We start from the raw sequence: 16,769 nt of genomic DNA, 5'->3' as shown, positions 1-16,769 counted from the left end.
CCGCGCTGCACTCACCCTCCCCGTTCCGGCACCTCCTCCGGGGACTGGCGCCCAGGGTGTGCAGAACCCGAGCCGCAGCCGCCTGGGGAGGAAGCGCGGATCTAGAGTGAGATCATGACCTTCGATGCTGCAGAGAACCGTTATTCCGAGATGCCGTACCGCCGAACCGGGCGCAGCGGCCTGAAGCTGCCCGCCCTGTCGCTGGGGTTGTGGCACAACTTCGGCCACGAGCGCCCGATCGACACCCAGCGCGGCATCCTGCGCCGGGCCTTCGACCTCGGCGTGACGCACTTCGACCTGGCCAACAACTACGGCCCGCCTCCCGGTTCCGCCGAAACCAACTTCGGGCGCATCTTCGCCGAGGACTTCCGTGGGTACCGCGACGAGATGATCATCTCCAGCAAGGCCGGCTACGACATGTGGGCAGGCCCCTACGGCGACTTCGGCTCCCGCAAATACCTGCTGTCGTCGCTGGATGCCAGCCTCGGCCGGCTGGGAATGGACTACGTCGACATCTTCTACTCCCACCGCCCCGATCCCGAGACCCCCATCGAGGAGACCATGGGCGCCCTGGCCACCGCGGTGCAGTCGGGCAAGGCCCTCTACGCGGGCATCTCGAACTACAGCCCGGAGCAGACCGTAGCGGCCTACGCCGCCCTGGCCGAGCACAAGATCCCGCTGCTGATCCACCAGCCGCGCTACTCGATGTTCGACCGGCACATCGAAGAGGGACTCTTCCCGGTGCTCGACGACCTCGGCATGGGCAGCATCGTCTTCTCCCCCCTCGCCCAGGGCCTGCTCACCGACCGCTACCTCGACGGTGCCGTGCCGTCGGACTCCCGGGTGGCCACGAGCCGGTTCCTCAACGAGAGCTCACTCAGCGCAACCTACCTCGAGCGCGCCCGCGCCCTGAACACCATTGCGGCCGACCGCGGCCAGACCCTGGCCCAGCTCGCGGTCACCTGGATCCTGCGCCAGCCGCAGGTCACCAGCGTGCTCGTGGGCGCCAGCAGCATCGGCCAGCTCGAGCAGACCGTTGCGGCGCTCGAGGCGCCGGCGCTGGACGCCGATGAGATCGCCGCCATCGAGCCGTACGCGGTACACGGCACCGGCATGAACTAACCCACGCCGGTCCCAGGCACGGGCGAGGGGCGGATGTCGGTGGCCGGTTCTACGGTGAGGCCAACGGCATCCGCCCTCGCATTGGAGCACACCATGAGCACTGGGACCATGAGCACTGCCACCATCAGCACTTCTGCCAGAGCTGTCCAGCCCCGCACGGTCCTCCCCGCGACGGCACGACCGACCACCATCGCCCACGCCGCCGGCCCGGTCCGACCGAGCAACTCCGCCCGGTCGAGCGGTCCCAGCCTGGTCGCCGTGCGCGACGGGCTGTGGCGGGTCGTCGACCGGTCCGGCGCGGTCCTGGGGCACATCGAGCGTGAGACGCACGCCGACGGCGAGCGGTATCTCGCCCGGCGCCTGGTGATGCCCACCCGGCGCATCGAGCTCGGTGCCTTCTGGCGCATCGATGACGCGGCCGACTGCTTCCGCTGACTCCGCCGTACCCACCCCGGTACGCTGAAACGATGTTGCCCCAGCCCACACCCGTCCCCCCAGTTCCGGCCCGGCACGGGCTGGTTCCCGACCTCCTGGAGGGGGTGGGGTACCTGGGTCGTGGTTTCGGAATGTGGATCACCTCCCCGAAGCTGATGCTGCTCGGCGCGCTGCCGGCGGTGGCGGTCGGTGCCGTGTACCTCGTGGGCATCGTGCTTCTGCTCGTCAATCTCACCTCGATCGTCACGTGGGCGACCCCGTTCGCCGACGGCTGGGCCGAGCCCGTCATCCTCACGACGCGGGTGGCCGCGGCGCTGGTCTTTGTGCTCGTGGCCGCCCTCTTCGTGGTCTACACGTTCACCGCCGTGACCCTGATCGTCGGCGACCCGTTCTACGAACGGATCTGGCGCGCCGTCGAGACCAACCTCGGCAACCCGCCCACCGCACCGGAGCGCGGCTTCTGGGGGTCCCTGGGCCGTGCCATCGGCGACGGCCTCCGGCTCCTGATCCCCGCCGTCGGTGTAGGCCTGCTCCTGTTGGCCTGTGGCTTCATTCCGTTGGTGGGGCCGATCATGGTGGCGGTGCTCGGTGCCCTGTTGGGCGGCTGGTTGCTGGCGGTCGAGCTCACCGGATTCGCCTTCGACGCTCGCGGGTTCACTGTGCGCGAACGTCGTCGCGCACTGCGCACGCGACGCGGCATCGCGCTGGGCTTCGGAGCGGCGTCCTACCTGCTGTTCCTCGTGCCGTTCTTCGCAATCGTGGCCATGCCCTCCGCCGTGGCGGGTGCCGCCATGCTCAGTCGCGACGCCCTCGACCGGTCGACCAGCGCGTCGGCCGGCCGGAAGGCCTGACCGCGCCGGAGTCCCGGTTTGACACCGCGTATCGGCCACGCCGCCACGGTTCCCGGCGATGCGCCGGCCCACGAGGTAGCGTTCCGCACATGCAGTGGTGGAATGATTTCGTAACCTGGCTCACAGCGACCAGGAACCAGCCCATGATCTTCAGCGCAATCGTGCTGATCGTCGCCATTATCGTGGCCAGCCTCCTGGCGGCCTGGATCGCCCGCGGGGCCATCAAGCGCCTGCTCGCCCAGCACGACCGCGAGCTGCGGGCCGCGGCCATCGGCTCGATCGTGGATGCCGCGACCGAGGCATCCGTGTGGAACTCGCTGACCCCGCAGGAGCAGGTGATGAACGACCGTGCCGTTGGCATGGCCGACATCCAGATCCGGCTGCTGCCGATCAAGGGATCGAGCATCGCGGCGGACTGGGCAGCGCACCAGCTGGCCGAGCTCAAGCGCACCTCGGCCACGTTCGGCTACCAGCTCGAGCCGGCCCTCGTGGAGTTCCGCGACCGCCTCATCGACTGGCAGAACAAGCCGTCCCGAGCGCGCAAGATCTTCCAGGGCGACCTCGAGCGTTGGAAGTCACAGAACACCTCCACCGAGAAGAGCCTCCTGGCCGAGCAGGATGCCTGGGTGGCGCAGCAGCACCACGACCAGTTCGCGACCCCCGCCGCACCGGCGCAGGCTCCGACCGCGCAGCCGCTGGGTTATGTCCCCGCCGCGGCTCCCCCCGGGGCCGTATCGTCGTCAGCCGCGTCTCCGTCTACGGAGACCCAGCGACTCCTGGACGACGTTCAGGCCCTCGAAGTGCGTCCAGCACCGCTGCCGCACCCCTAGTCCCCGCTATCCAGGAAAACGCCGGTCCGCTCTCGCGGACCGGCGTTTTTCGCGGCCGGGCTGCGGCGCACACCGCGGCGGACCGGCGAGGCCGCATCGGGGCTATTTCCACCACTCGTCGAACATGGATGCCGGAACCTGGCGCTTGTGCTCGGTGGTCAGGTAGCGCCGCTCGATGGCCTCGGCGACGTGGTCCTCTACGGGCTTGCCCTCGAGGAAGTCGTCGATGTGCTCGTACTGCATCCCCAGGTTCGCCTCGTCGGTCTGACCGGGGTTGTCGTCGAGCAGGTCAGCGGTCGGGGCCTTCAGGTAGAGCTGCTCCGGGGCGCCGAGCGCCATCAGCAGCTGCCGGCCCTGGCGCTTGGTCAGACCGGTCAGCGGCAGCAGATCGGCGCCGCCGTCACCGAACTTGGTGAAGAACCCGGTGACCGCCTCCGCCGCATGGTCGGTGCCGACCACGAGCAGGCCCTGGGCGCCGGCGAGAGCGTACTGCGCGATCATCCGGGCGCGCGCCTTGACGTTGCCCTTGTCGAAGTCCGGCATCGGGGTACCGGTGCTGTCGGCGAATTCGGCTTCGAAGCCATCCACCGCACGCTGGATGTTGAACGTGAGGTTCGATTCCGGATTGATGAACTCCAAGGCGAGTTGGGCGTCGTCCTCGTCGCGCTGCACCGCGTACGGCAGGCGCACCGGCACGAATCGCAGGGCATGCCCCTCGACCGTGAGTTCTTCGATCGCCAGCTGGCACAGACGCCCGGCCAGGGACGAGTCCTGTCCTCCACTGATCCCGAGGATCAGCCCCTTCGCCCCGCTGGCAAGCAGGTAGTCCTTGAGGAAGTCGATGCGCCGCCGGATTTCAGCGGCCGGGTCGATGACCGGGGTCACGTGCAGTTCCTTGATGATTCGCACCTGTTGTTCTCGCATCTGACGAATCTATCAAGTCGCGGCGGGCGGATGTCTGAGGGACGCCTGCACATCCGCCCGGTCACACGGCGACTCATTGGCCCGGTCCGCTCGGCCGCACTCGTAGCGTCGTAAGTGCTTCCGACACCGCGTTGGAGGTGAAACGAATGGGGAAGCTGCATGCTGGTCACCGGATTGCTCGTCGGGATAGCCCTCGGATTTGTCATGCAGCGGGGGCGGTTCTGTGTGACGGGGGCGTTCCGGGACCTGTGGGTCACGGGCAACACGAGGTGGCTCACCGCGTTCCTCATCGTCATCGCCGTGCAGAGCGTGGGCGTTTTCACCCTGGACGCCCTGGACGTCATCGCATTGTCTTCCGGCCCGTTCCCGTGGCTCTCCACCATCGGCGGGGCCTTCATCTTCGGGTTTGCCATCGTTCTGGCCGGCGGTTGCGCGACGGGAACGTACTACCGCGCCGGTGAGGGCCTGGTGGGCAGCTGGCTGGCCCTGATCTTCTACGCGCTGTTCTCCGCCGTGTCCAAGACCGGTGCGCTCGCCCCCGCCGTTACCGCCGCCCGCGGTGTCACGGTCGAGGCGTCCACGGTGCACGGCGTCCTCGGCGTGTCACCATGGCTCCTCGTGGCGGTTCTCGCCGTTGCAGTGGCCGCACTGGCCCGCCATCACCTGCGTCGCCGTCCGGCCGCACCGATGGCCGCCCTGCCCGCTCGGAGGAGGGGCATCGCCCACCTGCTCTTCGAGAAGCAGTGGGGTGCCTTCAGCACCGCCCTGGTCATCGGAGTCCTCGCCATTCTCGCGTGGCCGCTCAGTTGGGCAACCGGCCGCGAGACGGGCCTGGGCATCACGGGCCCCTCGTCGAGCATCGTCAACTACCTCGTCGCCGGCGACGCCGAAGTGATCGACTGGGGGGTCTACCTCGTCATCGGCATCCTGCTGGGCTCCTTCATCGCCGCGAAGGCCAGCGGCGAATTCCGGGTGCGGATTCCCGATGCACTCACCACTGTGCGCAGCATCGGCGGCGGTGCGCTGATGGGCATCGGCGCCAGCCTGGCCGGCGGCTGCACCATCGGCAACGCGATGGTCAACACCGCCACCTTCCAGCTGCAGGGCTGGGTGGCGTTCGCGTTCATGATCGTGGGAGTGGGCGCTGCGACCCGTCTGTTCATCACGGGACCGTCCAAGGCCCGGCTGGCGGCCGCCGGCCAGGCAGCCGCGCCCGCCGCGCCCGCGCCTGCATCGGTGCGCTCCTGACGGTCCGATGACCGCACCACTTCCGAGCAGCACCCCGTTCCGATCAGCAAGGAGACAACCATCATGGCTCAGCACGTTCTCGAAACCGACGGCCAGGTCTGCCCGTTCCCCCTCGTGGAGGCCAAGGAAGCCATCGCCCTGCTGGCGATCGGCGACGAGCTGGTGATCAACTTCGACTGCACCCAGGCGACGGATGCACTGCCGCGGTGGGCGGCGGAAGCCGGCTACCCCGTGACGAACTTCGACAGGGTCGGCAGCGCGGCATGGACCATCACGGTGCAGAAGGCCTGAGCCCCGCCGGCCGGAAAAAAACAACCCCGCCGGCAGGACCGGCGGGGTTTCGCTGTGCCCCCGGCAGGATTCGAACCTGCGACAAAGAGATTAGAAGGCTCCTGCTCTATCCCCTGAGCTACGGGGGCGCATAGCGCTTCAACGATACCGCAGTCCGGACCGCTGCCCCCGCGGCGTCGCGTTCAGAGTGCCTTGGCCGTTGCGACGAGCACCTGAGCGAGGGTCGGAACGCCCGTGGCGCGGAACACCTCGTCGCCGGCGGCGTTCTGCACGATGATCGTGGGAGTGTTGCGGATTCCGGCGGCCTCGGCCTCGGCATTGTCGTGCGCCACATCGAGCTCGCGCACCGAGGCGGCCGGCACCAGTCGTTCGACCTCGGCCAGAACGGCACGGGTCTGCAGGCACGGCTCGCAGAATGCCGAGGAGAAGAAAATGAGTTCCATGACGGCTCCTAACCGTTGACCAGGGCGAGAACGGCCACAACCGCGGAAGCCGCCGCCAGCAGCAGCGACACCCCGACCAGCACCGCGTGCACGATCAGGAACGACGTCGGCTTGCCGGCCGCATCCCGCGCCCTGCCGTCCTGACTGACCCTCTTGTAGAAGCGTGGCCAGACCACGACGTTCCAGACGGCGTTGAGCAGAAGCAGGATGGCGAGTGTTGTAAGCATCATCATCAGTCTACGAGCGCCGGGCCGCGAGCCGATCAGGGAGCCGCGTCGGGGCCCACCGCTAGACTCGCCCCATGACAAACAGCAGTGACCGGTTGGTATGGATCGATTGTGAAATGACCGGGCTCGACATCAACAATGACGAATTGGTGGAGATTGCGGTGGTCGTCACCGACTTCGACCTCAATATTCTCGACCCCGGCCTCGACATCGTGATCAAGCCCGACGCCTCCGCCCTGGCGAACATGGGCGACTTCGTGCGCAACATGCACACGTCCTCCGGCCTGATCGAGGAGATCCCCAACGGCGTGAGTGTGGCCGAGGCCGAGTACCAGGTGCTCGAGTACGTCCTGCGTTTCGTTCCCGAAGACCAGCGCGCGCCCCTGGCCGGAAACTCGATCGGCACCGACCGGGCGTTCCTGACCCGGTACATGCCGCGCCTGGACAAGCAGCTGCACTACCGCAACGTCGACGTGTCCTCGATCAAGGAACTCGCGCACCGCTGGTTCCCGCGGGCTTACTTCAACGCGCCGGCCAAGGACGGCGGCCACCGCGCCCTCGCCGACATCCTCGAGTCCATCCGCGAGCTCGCCTACTACCGCAAGAGCGTCTTCGTGGCCGACCCCGGACCCACGAGTGCGGAAGCAAAATCGCACGCAACGGCCGTTGTGAACATCTTCACCCAAAACGTGTAATAGAATTCTTGAGTTGCCTTCGCTTGAGAAAGTGGAGCGGCACTTGGTGGGTATAGCTCAGCTGGTAGAGCGCCTGGTTGTGGTCCAGGAGGTCGCGGGTTCAAGCCCCGTTACTCACCCCAAAGAAACAAGAAGTCCCGGCCCGACAGGCCGGGACTTTTTGCGTGCACCACATGGCATGCTGAGTGGATGCTCACGCTCAGCCACGACGACTTCGAACGCCTCGTCATCGATCAGCTCGACCTGCTCCCCGACGACATGGTCGACGGCCTCGAGAACGTGATCTTCGTCGTCGAGGACCGTCCGGAGGACGGCACCCTGGACACCCTCGGCCTCTACGACGGCGTTGCCCTCACCGAACGCGGCCAGTACGGTTTCGGCGAGATGCCCGACCGCATCATTCTGTTCCGTGAGCCGCTGCTGGCCATCGTCGAGGATCTGGACGAGCTGCGCGACGAGGTTCACGTGACCCTTGTTCACGAGATCGCTCATTTCTACGGCATCGACGACGACAGGCTGCACGAGCTGGGTTGGGCGTGAGCCGCAGCCTGAGCGCGGTCGGCTACCCTGAACCATGAGTAGATTTCGACCTGGCCGTGTCCTCGGCATCTCGGTGGGAACTCTCGTGATCTTGATGATCGGCGTGTACGGGCCGGCCACCTTGCTCGGCCCGCTGCCCAGCGCCACGGTCACCGTCACCGCGCCGACCAGCGCCGTGCCGGCGTCCACCCCGGTGCTGCCCGCCGCCGGCTCCAGCGGCCTGCTCGCCGTCACCGCAGTGGACGACACCGCTACGGACGACACCGCGACCGGCGGCGACGCCGCCGAGCCTGCACCCGCGACGCTCGGCGTGGACACCATTGCCATCGGCGGCGGCAACGACCCGGTGCCGATGGCATCCGCCGCCAAGATCATCACGGCCCTCGTCGTGCTGGACGCCAAGCCCCTCGCGGCCGGCGAACCCGGACCGGCCTACTCCCTGGTCACCGCCGACTACCAGGACTACCTCGACTACACGGCCCAGGATGCCCGCACCGTCATCGTGTTCCCCGGCGAGAGCTGGACCGAGCGCGAGATGCTGCAGGCCATGATCCTCGGCTCCAGCAATAACCACGCCGACACCCTGGCCCGTTGGGCGTTCGGCTCCGTCGATGCCTACCTCACCGCCGCCAACGCCTGGCTGGCCGCCAACGGCATGCCGAACACCACGGTGGTCGACGCCAACGGCCTCCTCGACGGCAGCGCCGGGACCGGCACCGACTTGGCGCGCGTCGCGGGCCTGGCCGCGACGAACCCCGTGATCGCGGACATCATCGCGCAGCCGGCATCCGCTCTGGTCGGCCAGCGCGGCGTCAGGAACACCACGGAGTACCTGCCCGAAGAGGGCATCACCGGTATCTCGCGCAGCTACACCGACTCCGGCGGGGTCTGCTTCCTCTTCACCGGCACCGTCGTCGCCGGCGAGAAGGCCTTCACCTTCGCGGGTGCCTTCCTGGGCGAACCGGACTACGACACCCTCACGGCCGACCTGACGGCCCTGATGGCGTCGGCGCGGGCCGGGGTCACGGAGCTTCCGATCCTGGCGGAGGGTGACGGATACGCGACCCTCACGACGGCGTGGGGCGATTCGGCCGATGCCGTCGTCGCCACCCCCAAGACCCGATTCGGCTGGCAGGCCGCCGCCGGCACCGACCCTGTCGTGACGCTCGACGACGTCACGACGGGCCGTGCGGGAGCCAAGATCGGCCGGGTCACGGTGGATGCGTTCGGTGAGAGCGTCTCGTCGACGTTGGAACTCGACACCAGTCTGACCGACCCGGGTCCGGGCTGGCGCCTGCTGCACCCGGTCCCCGTGGTCAGCGCCCTCGTCGCCAGCTGGTAGTCAGCGGTTCGGCGTCAGCGGTTCGGCGTCAGCGGTTCGGCGTCAGCGGTTCGGCGTGACCGGTTCGGCGTGACCGGTTCAGACCGGAGCGTCGTCCGATTCGACGGGATCGCTGTCCGACGAGTCGAAGGCGTAACGCACGTGCAGCTTGCCCTGCACCTCTCGGCTGTCGACCTCGTCGTACCAGAACAGCGATTCCATGCTGTCGACGGCGGCGACCATGCTGATCCGGGCGTCATGCTTGCCGTGCAGGAGCACCCGGCTGTCGGTCTGGCCCTCGAGGGGGCCGTCGATGAATTCCACGGTGTACTCGGTGTTCTCACTCTGCGGGGTAGTCATGACCCCAACTTACTGCTCAGGCCCGGTTTTCGCCTCAGGCGCCGCCGGAGCGTCCGCGCCCGGCGGGGTGCCCGTGAGACTGACGCCGGCCGATAGTTGGGGCCGCTCCCGGGCTCGGTAGGACTCCCAGTCGTGCTGCCACTGGTCCCAGTGCGCCTCGAACCCGCCGCCGTCGCGGGCCAACGCCCGCCGCTTGCGGATGCCGTCGTCGGCATCCAGCCACACCCTGACGTCGCTCAGGGACGCATGCGCCCGGGCCAGGGCACCGCAGCCCTCGATCACGAGCGGCCGGTCGGGGTCGACGCTATGCCATTCGGCCGGGACCGCCGCCGCCCAGTCGTACCGCTGCCAGGCGGCCGGCCGGCCGGCGTGCCGGGCGCCGAGCACCAGCCGGCCGACGTGGTCGATGGCGGCGTCCAGCCCGCCCCAGCCCGGGTAGATGTCATCGAGGCGCACCAGTGTCGGCGCCACCGGTCCCGGCCAGGCGGCCAGCACGGCGTCGGCGAGGGTGCTCTTGCCCGCGCCGCTGGGACCGTCGATGAGGATCACGGCCCGGTCGCCGACTGGATTGCGGTTCAGCGCCCTGACGGCGGCGAGCACCGGTGCGACCAGGTCAGGCGAGCACAAAATGCCACGTCCCCGCCAGAACGGCTGCCGAGATCGCCGCGGCGGCGATGGCAGCCCCGATGAGGACGACCAGTGTGTCGCGCACGCCGAAGACCGACTCCCTGGCCCAGGTGCGCGGTTCGTCGCTGCCGAAACCCCGGGCCTCCATGGCCGTGGCGAGTTTGCTGCCCCGTCGCACCGAAAGAACCAGCAGAGCGAAGGCGAGTCCGCCGAACCGGCGGGCGCGGCCGCGCAGGCCGCCGCCGTCGCCCACCCCGCGGGCCCGCCTGGCCAGGGCCAGGGAGTGCCAGTCGTCGATGAACATGCCCACCAGGCGCAGCCCGGCCAGGGCGCCGAGCACGAACCGGGCCGGCAGGCGCAGCACCTGCGCGAGGCCGTCGCCGAGGTCGGTGGGATCGGTGGTGGCCAACAGCACGATCCCGGGGATGCCGATGGCCAGGATCCGCAACCCGATCGCCAGGGCCAGGGCCACGGACCCCTCGGTCACCGATACGAAGCCGGCGCTGAACAGCATGGCGCCGGAGTCCTGTCCGTAGAGCACGGTGGTGAGCACGGCGAAGGGAACGGCGATCCACACCGGTGCGGTGCGAAGCCAGAACTGGCGGGCGCTCAGCCCGCACCAGGCCAGCAGCACAGCCTCGAGTGCGAGGGCGACCGCGGCCGAGACCCAATCGATGGACAGCATCAGGGCGCAGCTGATCAGCAGCGCCACGGCGAGTTTGGCGACCGGGTTCACTCCGGCGATCGCACTGGGCCGGATCTCCGGCGTCATCAGGCTCACGACGCCTCCCTTCCGGCGGGCGCGCGCAGCCCGGCGGTCACGCTACGGCCACTCGCCGGCCCGGTTCCCGGCACCAGGGTGAGGCGCGCATCCGCCAGCGCGGCCACGAACTGCTCATCGTGCGTGACCGCCAGGACGGCGGTGCCGGTGTCCAGCAGTTCGGCGAGGAGGCGCACCAGCTCGGCCCAGGTGCGGGAGTCCTGCCCGAAGGTGGGTTCGTCGAGCACGAGCAGCCGCGGCCGGGTCGCCAGCACCGTCGCCACGGACAGCCGACGCTTCTCGCCGCCGGACAGAGTGAACGGGTTGGCGTCGGCGAGGTGGTCCAGCCGCAGTCTGTGCAGCAGCGCGTCCACTCGCTCCGTTTGCTCGGCCCCGGCCAGACCGAGGGCGCGGGGGCCGATGGTGAGCTCGGCACGCACGCTCCCGGCGAGGAACTGGTGCTCGGGGTCCTGGAAGACGGTACCGATGCGCGCCAGCAGGTCGCGGGAACGCCATCGGTGCGGGAGCGGCCCGAGTCCCGCGGCGAGGGCATCCGTTGCGGTCAACCGCCCGCCGGCGGGGGCGAGAAGCCCGGCCAGGGTGAGCGCGAGAGTCGACTTGCCGGTGCCGTTGGGTCCGGTGAGAGCCGTGGCCGTGCCGGCGTGCAGGGCGAGGTCGAGGCCCTGTGCGACGACGACGGCCTGTCTGCGGGCGAACGGCACCCGTCCGACGGCGAGGTCATCGGCGCTGAGCAGGACCTCCGCGCCGGGAGCGTGGGAGCGGGGGCGCCGGTCGGGCGTCGCGGGTGGGAACCGGGGTATCCACACTCCGGCGGTGGCGAGCCGTTCCCCTTCGGCGCTGAGTACGCTGTCGGTGGGTCCGTCGGCGAGAATGCCCCCGGCCGGGTCGAGCACCACGATGCGGTCCACGACGTGCTCCCAGACCGCGACGCGGTGCTCGATCACGATGAGGGTCGCACCCGACGCCTCCACGGAGCGCAGCACGGCGTCGCGCACCTCGACGACACCGTCAGGGTCGAGGTTGGCGGTGGGTTCGTCCAGCAGCACCAGGCCCGGGCGCATGGCCAGCACCCCGGCCAGGGCCAGGCGCTGCTTCTGGCCGCCGCTGAGCGCGCTGGTCGGGTGGCGCAGAGGCAGGTCCAGGCCCACGTCAGCGAGGGCCTGACCGACTCGCGGCCAGATTTCGGCGCGCGGAACGGCGAGGTTCTCACAGCCGAAGGCGACGTCGTCGCCCACCCTGGCGAGCACGACCTGGGAGTCCGGGTCCTGTAGCACCAGGCCCACCCGGCCGCGGGACGCGCTGGGGCGGCGGCCGTCGATGAGGAGTTCGCCGGTCTCGTCGCCGTCCTCGTCATCGCCGAGCACACCGGCGAGAGCGTGCATCAGTGTGCTCTTGCCGGCGCCGCTGGGTCCGAGCACGAGCACCCGCTCCCCCGGGCGGATGTCGAGATCGAGCCCGGAGACCGCCGGGCGGGACCGGCCGGCGTGCCGCCAGCCCCAGCCGGAGGCCGTGACCCTGGCGCCTGTCACGGCCGGGCCTCGGCGACGCGGAGCGGGCATCCGGTGCGGGTCACCGGGCGGGCTGGGTGTCGACCCGGTCGGTCCGGCCCGATTCGCGACCGGCGGCGAACCTGCTCAGCGCGCCGGTGCGGGCGAGTCCGCGCACTGCCAGCCAGGACAGCAGCCCCGCGAGCACTGTGCCGGAGACGACGGCGGAAACCAGGTAGACGATCTTGGGCCCGATGTCGAGGGCCGCGTAGCTGGTGAAGGTGGTGTCGAGCAGACCCACGGCGATGCCGGCGCCGGCGCCGGCCAGGAGGGCGACGCCCAGGCGCCAGTTGGCGTACACGAACAGGGCCAGCACGATCTCCGCGCCCAGCCCCTCGACGACACCCCAGATCAGGGTGGAGAAGCCCCACTGGGTGCCGATGAGCATCGAGACGACGGCGGCGACGACCTCGGTGTAGACGGCCGCACCGGGCTTGCGGATGATGAGCCCGCCGAGCACCCCGGCGAACAGCCAGCCGCCGGCCAGGAGCCCTTCGAGCCCGGGGGTGAAGGCCAGGAGCGCGCTCAGCGGCGACCAGGCCAGGCCCCATGCCCAGAAGATCACGCCGCTGGCGACGCCGATGACGCTGGCCACGACGATGTCGACGACCCGCCATTTCAGCACCCGCGGTTTACGCGACGTGGCGGGAGTGGCGGCGGACGAAGTCCTGGAAGACTGGGTGTTGATTGACGCGTGCACTGTACGTGCCCTTTCCGTAGAGGAATACTGGGCACGGGATTGAGAAGCCTCCCTGCGCTGGCATGATCCAGATCAGGTTCGACGGTCGAAGCTGAAGTAGCTTCCTCTCAGCCCGGTTCACCGGACTCCCGTGTTCAGCTTCGAGTATAGAACTCCCCGGGCGCATCCGGGCACTGCACGTCGTCGCGCGACATTTTCTGCGCGCGACGATCTCGCTGCGGGTGCTAGCGCTTGAGCGCGCGGATGATCCGCGCGATGGCCTTGCCGGCGACCCAGACGAAGGGGATGCCGACGGCCAGCAGCGAAATCACATTCGGTTCGAAGCGGGCCGCTCCGCCGGACTTCACGTATGCGCCGATCGGGATGGCCATGCCACCGCCGCCACCGCCGGCCGCCGCGGACTCGTCACCTTCGCCGCCACCGCCGAAGCCGTACTGCACCAGGGCCACCGGAACGATGGTGACGCCCTCGATCTGCACGGGGTCTCCGTAAGCCGACCTGACGCCGATGGATCGTGCGTTTTCTGCGAGCTTCAAGGCGAGATTAGTCATGGTGAGAGGCTACTCCCCCTCCCCCTGCGGCGTCGCGGCGTTCGGTGTTCCGAACGGATGCACATCGCGCTTCGGAGCGCTCCCGCCGCCCAGCTGCGAGGCCGGCCGCACGATCCCCCGACCGAACCGGGCGGTGACGGTGTCCACGGCCAGTTCGGCTTCCCGCCAGTCGTCGTCATCGTCCCACAGTCCCATGCCGGCGCCGTCGCCGGAGCCGAGTTGCTCGGCCCGCACCCCGATCAGGCGCACCCGGATTCCGCGGGCGGCGAGCACGTCGAAGCTCGCGGCGACCTCCTCGTAGATCCGCCGGCCCACGTTGGTGGGCTCGGCCAGGGTGCGCGACCGGGTCACCGTGCTGAAGTCGGCGTAGCGGAGCTTGAGCACCACGGTGCGCGCGACGAGGCCGTTGCCGCGCAGCTTGGCGGCCACCGCATCCGCTTGGCGGAGGAGTTCGCTGCGCAACCGGGCGACATCGGTGACGTCATGCTCGAAGGTCACCTCGTGGCCGACGCTTTTCTCCTCGCGTTCGAGGTTGATCGTGCGCGGGTCGATGCCCCAGGACAAATCGTGCAATTTGTGCGCACTGGCGACGCCGACGGCACGCTGCAGCATCTCGAGGGGGGCGTGCGCGATATCCCTCACGTGCCGCAGCCCGAGCCCCAGCAGCGTCTGTTCGGTGCTGGCGCCCACACCCCAGAGGGCGCCGACGGGCAGCGGATGCAGGAAAGCGATGGTGTCCTCCGCGGGGATCACCAGCAGCCCGTCGGGCTTGGCCCGTCCGGAGGCGAGCTTGGCCACGAATTTGGTTGACGCGGCGCCGACCGAGCAGGTGAGTCCGGTCTCGGCGAACACGCGGGCGCGGATCTCCCGCCCGATCTCGGCGGGTGAACCGTGCACACGCCGGGCGCCCGCGACATCCAGGAACGCCTCGTCGATACTGAGCGGCTCGACCATCGGCGTCATGTCGGTGAAGATGCCCATCACCTGGCGGGACACCTCCACGTACCGGCCCATGTGCGGCTCGAGCACGATGGCGGCCGGGCAGCGGCGCAGGGCGATGGCCATCGGCATGGCCGAATTGGCGCCGTACTTGCGGGCGACGTAATTGGCTGCGGTCACCACGGACCGACCGGAGCGGTGGCCGATGACGACGGGCAGGTGCACGAGTTCGGGGTGGTCGAGCAACTCGACGGACGCAAAGAACGCATCCATGTCGATGTGCAGCATGGTGGCGGTTGTGTCGTCGACGTCGGCGCCGGTGGTCTGCCGGTCGCTGCCATCCTGCCTGCTCACGCCGCACCACACCCTTCTGCCGCTCGGGCCGGAATCAACTCGAAGCTACCTTCGAGAGTACAGGCAGAGGGGGTCGGCATCGAGCTAGAAACCGCCGAAATCTCCACCGCCGCCGAAGTCGCCGAATCCGCCGGAGTCACCACCGAAACCGCCGCCGGAGTCACCACCGAAATCGCCGCCGGAATCGCCGGAGTCCGCCGTGGTCTCGGCGCCCGGGTCGGTGCCGCCGTCACCGGCCGCATCCCCCTCGCCGCCCATATCGGGCAGGAACGCACCCACCAGTGCCGAGCCGACGACGTAGCCGGCCACGGTACCGAGCAGGGAGGCGCCGAGCATGCTGCCGAAGCCGGGGCCCTGCCGGCCGCCGGCCTGGTCGCCGCCGAAGACCCGGTCCAGGGTGCCCGGCTGGCGGAGTTCGGCCCGGGTGGCGGACCTAGCCAGGGTGGCCGGTTCGGCGTTCGCCGGGCGCTCACCCTCCATCGCGTTCTCGGTCAGCTGCTGGAAGAGCAGGTCGCGCTGCTCGTCGGTGAGCTTGCTGAACGCTTCGGTGTGCACCTGTTCGATGGTCTCCGGCGGTGCGGTGCGCAAGAGGTACCGGTAGCGTTCCACGGCGATCTCGTCGTCGGTGCGCTGCGGGGCCGGCGCGGTGCGGGCCGGCTCCGGTTGTTCGGGTCGGCCCAGGAGGCGATCGAGAAATCCCATGAGTCTGCTCCTTCGCTTTGGTGTCAGCCTAGGCGGCACCCGCCCGGACCGACAGGACCGTCGCCAGCGACTCCAGCGCTTTCACAGGGTCGGGACCGGCCGGGATGAGGACAACGCTCGTGGCTCCGGCGGCGTGCAGCTCATCGATGCGGCGGCGAGCGGATGCGGCGGTGCCGACCACCGCGAGCTGATCGACCCAGCTCTCGGGCATCGCCGCCGCGAAGTCAGCCCGGCTGGCGCTGGCCGAGCGCAGGGCGGCGAACTCCTCCGCGAAGGGCAGCACCGTGATGTGCGGGGCCCAATCGGGGTCGCCGATCCACTCCAGAGCCGGGCGCACCAGATTGCGGGCCACGACGGGGTCCTCGTCGACGGCGGCCGCGTTGTAGGCCACTACGTGGCGGGCATCCGACGGGGGCCGGAGGCCGGGGAACCCGAAGCCCTCCGGCGGAGCGTCGCGGCCGGCATCGAGGGCACCGATCGCGGCAGCGAGGTACTCGGGGGTGACGGGCTCGGCCAGCACCACCCCGTCGGCGCAGGCGCCGGCCAGTCGCAGGGACTTCGGTCCGCGCACGCCCGCGAGGATCGGCGGCACCGTGGACGGCGGACCGGCCAAGGCCACGGCATCCGCCTGGACGTAGCGGCCGGCCGTCGTGATGGAGGCCCCGCGCAGCAGGGCACGCATGAGGTCGATGTTCTCGGCGAGCATGGCCAGGGGGCTGGTCGGCCAGCTGCCGGTCTGCCGCATCCAGACGGGCATGCCATGCCCGATGCCCACCTGCAGTCGACCCGGGAAAAGTTCGGCGAGGGTGGCGATCTCGAGGGTCGCGAAGCCGGGGTTCCGGGCCGCGGCGGGCAGGATCCCGATTCCCACAACTATGGTCGTGGTGGCGGCCAGAACCACCGCAGCTTGGGCGATGCCGCCGCGGAAGAAGCAGTCCTCCACCACCCAGATCTCGGTGAAACCCAGTTCCTCGGCGCGGCGCGCGTAAGCCACGAACTGCGCCGCGGGCAGGTCTCGCGGCAGCATGACCGCGATGGAACCCGGGGCATTGGAAGCTGGCATGTGGACCTCGTCGCGGTAGGGCCGAGGACAGAGCCCGGCGGTGTTCTCTGTCGAACCTAGCTTCTACGGCGGAACTTCTCGCACTGGCGGGGAGATTTCCGGCGGACCCGGAATGCCCGAGCGCCCAACGTCGTTGCACCCAGCACGGACTTTCCCCTCTGGGCGGATGCCGCACGACAATCAACGAAGTGAGCCCACTGTGCCTGAAAAGACTCTGT

At 69.4% G+C, this 16,769-nt stretch carries 21 protein-coding genes, 2 tRNA genes and 1 riboswitch; of the genes, 10 read left to right on the top strand and 13 right to left on the bottom strand.

What is annotated here, in order from left to right:
• Positions 1–114: 114 nt before the first annotated feature.
• From RCH12_RS09305 to RCH12_RS09290, 4 genes are all read left to right on the top strand, one after another.
• Complete coding sequence (locus RCH12_RS09305; protein WP_103432009.1) at positions 115–1,122, top strand: aldo/keto reductase; 1,008 nt, start codon at positions 115–117, stop codon at positions 1,120–1,122.
• Between the two features lie 93 nt (positions 1,123–1,215).
• A complete protein-coding gene (locus RCH12_RS09300) occupies positions 1,216–1,557 on the top strand; it encodes a hypothetical protein (protein ID WP_327016696.1) in 342 nt (113 codons plus the stop codon).
• 32 nt (positions 1,558–1,589) lie between these two features.
• Positions 1,590–2,408: an EI24 domain-containing protein gene (locus tag RCH12_RS09295; protein WP_327016695.1), complete on the top strand. Its 819-nt coding sequence runs from the start codon at positions 1,590–1,592 to the stop codon at positions 2,406–2,408.
• A gap of 143 nt (positions 2,409–2,551) precedes the next feature.
• The gene (locus RCH12_RS09290) at positions 2,552–3,238 is read left to right on the top strand and encodes a hypothetical protein (protein ID WP_243399229.1); all 687 of its coding nucleotides are present in this window, start codon (positions 2,552–2,554) and stop codon (positions 3,236–3,238) included.
• A gap of 102 nt (positions 3,239–3,340) precedes the next feature.
• Here the strand turns inward: RCH12_RS09290 and nadE are convergent, their stop codons facing one another.
• Positions 3,341–4,162 (bottom strand): ammonia-dependent NAD(+) synthetase, encoded by an 822-nt coding sequence (gene nadE, locus RCH12_RS09285; protein WP_103432011.1) that lies wholly within the window; start codon positions 4,160–4,162, stop codon positions 3,341–3,343.
• A gap of 159 nt (positions 4,163–4,321) precedes the next feature.
• Here nadE and RCH12_RS09280 point away from each other — a divergent pair, with 159 nt between their 5' ends.
• Together RCH12_RS09280 and RCH12_RS09275 are read left to right on the top strand one after the other, a co-directional pair.
• On the top strand, positions 4,322–5,410 hold the full coding sequence (locus RCH12_RS09280) for a YeeE/YedE family protein (protein WP_327016694.1): 1,089 nt from the start codon (positions 4,322–4,324) through the stop codon (positions 5,408–5,410).
• A 63-nt stretch (positions 5,411–5,473) separates the two neighbouring features.
• Positions 5,474–5,701, top strand: a complete 228-nt coding sequence (locus RCH12_RS09275; protein ID WP_088456421.1) for a sulfurtransferase TusA family protein — start codon at positions 5,474–5,476, stop codon at positions 5,699–5,701.
• A gap of 55 nt (positions 5,702–5,756) precedes the next feature.
• On the opposite strand, the gene RCH12_RS09270 is transcribed toward RCH12_RS09275, so the two are convergent.
• The 3 genes from RCH12_RS09270 to RCH12_RS09260 form a co-directional block, all read right to left on the bottom strand.
• Positions 5,757–5,829, bottom strand: a tRNA-Arg gene (locus RCH12_RS09270).
• Between the two features lie 54 nt (positions 5,830–5,883).
• Positions 5,884–6,144 (bottom strand): thioredoxin domain-containing protein, encoded by a 261-nt coding sequence (locus tag RCH12_RS09265; RefSeq protein ID WP_103432013.1) that lies wholly within the window; start codon positions 6,142–6,144, stop codon positions 5,884–5,886.
• Between the two features lie 8 nt (positions 6,145–6,152).
• Positions 6,153–6,371: an SCO4848 family membrane protein gene (locus tag RCH12_RS09260; protein WP_103432153.1), complete on the bottom strand. Its 219-nt coding sequence runs from the start codon at positions 6,369–6,371 to the stop codon at positions 6,153–6,155.
• A 74-nt stretch (positions 6,372–6,445) separates the two neighbouring features.
• Here RCH12_RS09260 and orn point away from each other — a divergent pair, with 74 nt between their 5' ends.
• From orn to RCH12_RS09240, 4 genes are all read left to right on the top strand, one after another.
• The gene (orn, locus tag RCH12_RS09255) at positions 6,446–7,066 is read left to right on the top strand and encodes an oligoribonuclease (RefSeq protein ID WP_088456424.1); all 621 of its coding nucleotides are present in this window, start codon (positions 6,446–6,448) and stop codon (positions 7,064–7,066) included.
• Between the two features lie 46 nt (positions 7,067–7,112).
• Positions 7,113–7,188 (top strand) — tRNA-His (locus tag RCH12_RS09250).
• 67 nt (positions 7,189–7,255) lie between these two features.
• The gene (locus tag RCH12_RS09245) at positions 7,256–7,606 is read left to right on the top strand and encodes a metallopeptidase family protein (RefSeq protein WP_103432014.1); all 351 of its coding nucleotides are present in this window, start codon (positions 7,256–7,258) and stop codon (positions 7,604–7,606) included.
• 34 nt (positions 7,607–7,640) lie between these two features.
• Positions 7,641–8,948, top strand: coding sequence for a D-alanyl-D-alanine carboxypeptidase family protein (locus RCH12_RS09240; RefSeq protein ID WP_327016693.1), 1,308 nt, complete (start codon positions 7,641–7,643; stop codon positions 8,946–8,948).
• 78 nt (positions 8,949–9,026) lie between these two features.
• Here the strand turns inward: RCH12_RS09240 and RCH12_RS09235 are convergent, their stop codons facing one another.
• The 9 genes from RCH12_RS09235 to RCH12_RS09195 all read right to left on the bottom strand — a co-directional run bounded on the left by RCH12_RS09235 (position 9,027) and on the right by RCH12_RS09195 (position 16,551).
• A complete protein-coding gene (locus tag RCH12_RS09235; protein WP_103432016.1) occupies positions 9,027–9,287 on the bottom strand; it encodes a hypothetical protein in 261 nt (86 codons plus the stop codon).
• 9 nt (positions 9,288–9,296) lie between these two features.
• A complete protein-coding gene (locus RCH12_RS09230) occupies positions 9,297–9,914 on the bottom strand; it encodes an ATP-binding protein (protein ID WP_327016692.1) in 618 nt (205 codons plus the stop codon).
• Positions 9,901–10,695, bottom strand: coding sequence for an energy-coupling factor transporter transmembrane component T family protein (locus RCH12_RS09225; protein WP_442784570.1), 795 nt, complete (start codon positions 10,693–10,695; stop codon positions 9,901–9,903). Before RCH12_RS09225 ends, RCH12_RS09230 begins: the two co-directional genes overlap by 14 nt.
• On the bottom strand, positions 10,692–12,254 hold the full coding sequence (locus tag RCH12_RS09220) for an ABC transporter ATP-binding protein (RefSeq protein ID WP_327016691.1): 1,563 nt from the start codon (positions 12,252–12,254) through the stop codon (positions 10,692–10,694). Before RCH12_RS09220 ends, RCH12_RS09225 begins: the two co-directional genes overlap by 4 nt.
• A 10-nt stretch (positions 12,255–12,264) precedes the next feature.
• Complete coding sequence (locus RCH12_RS09215) at positions 12,265–12,867, bottom strand: ECF transporter S component (protein WP_327016690.1); 603 nt, start codon at positions 12,865–12,867, stop codon at positions 12,265–12,267.
• Positions 12,868–12,974: 107 nt separating this feature from the next.
• Positions 12,975–13,083, bottom strand: a riboswitch (TPP riboswitch).
• Between the two features lie 83 nt (positions 13,084–13,166).
• Entirely contained in the window at positions 13,167–13,493 is a 327-nt protein-coding gene (locus RCH12_RS09210) for a hypothetical protein (protein WP_088456430.1), read from the bottom strand.
• A gap of 9 nt (positions 13,494–13,502) precedes the next feature.
• A complete protein-coding gene (gene dinB, locus RCH12_RS09205) occupies positions 13,503–14,786 on the bottom strand; it encodes a DNA polymerase IV (protein ID WP_327016689.1) in 1,284 nt (427 codons plus the stop codon).
• A gap of 84 nt (positions 14,787–14,870) precedes the next feature.
• Positions 14,871–15,488 carry a hypothetical protein gene (locus tag RCH12_RS09200; protein ID WP_103432020.1) on the bottom strand — a complete coding sequence of 206 codons (618 nt, stop codon included), beginning with the start codon at positions 15,486–15,488 and terminating at the stop codon, positions 14,871–14,873.
• A gap of 28 nt (positions 15,489–15,516) precedes the next feature.
• Positions 15,517–16,551, bottom strand: a complete 1,035-nt coding sequence (locus RCH12_RS09195; protein ID WP_327016688.1) for an LLM class flavin-dependent oxidoreductase — start codon at positions 16,549–16,551, stop codon at positions 15,517–15,519.
• Between the last annotated feature and the right edge of the window lie 218 nt (positions 16,552–16,769).

This window comes from Cryobacterium sp. MP_3.1 (genome assembly GCF_035984795.1).
Taxonomy (GTDB): Bacteria; Actinomycetota; Actinomycetes; order Actinomycetales; family Microbacteriaceae; genus Cryobacterium; species Cryobacterium zongtaii.
Note: the sequence above shows the minus strand (reverse complement) of the source record. Positions and strands in the feature narration are given on the sequence as shown.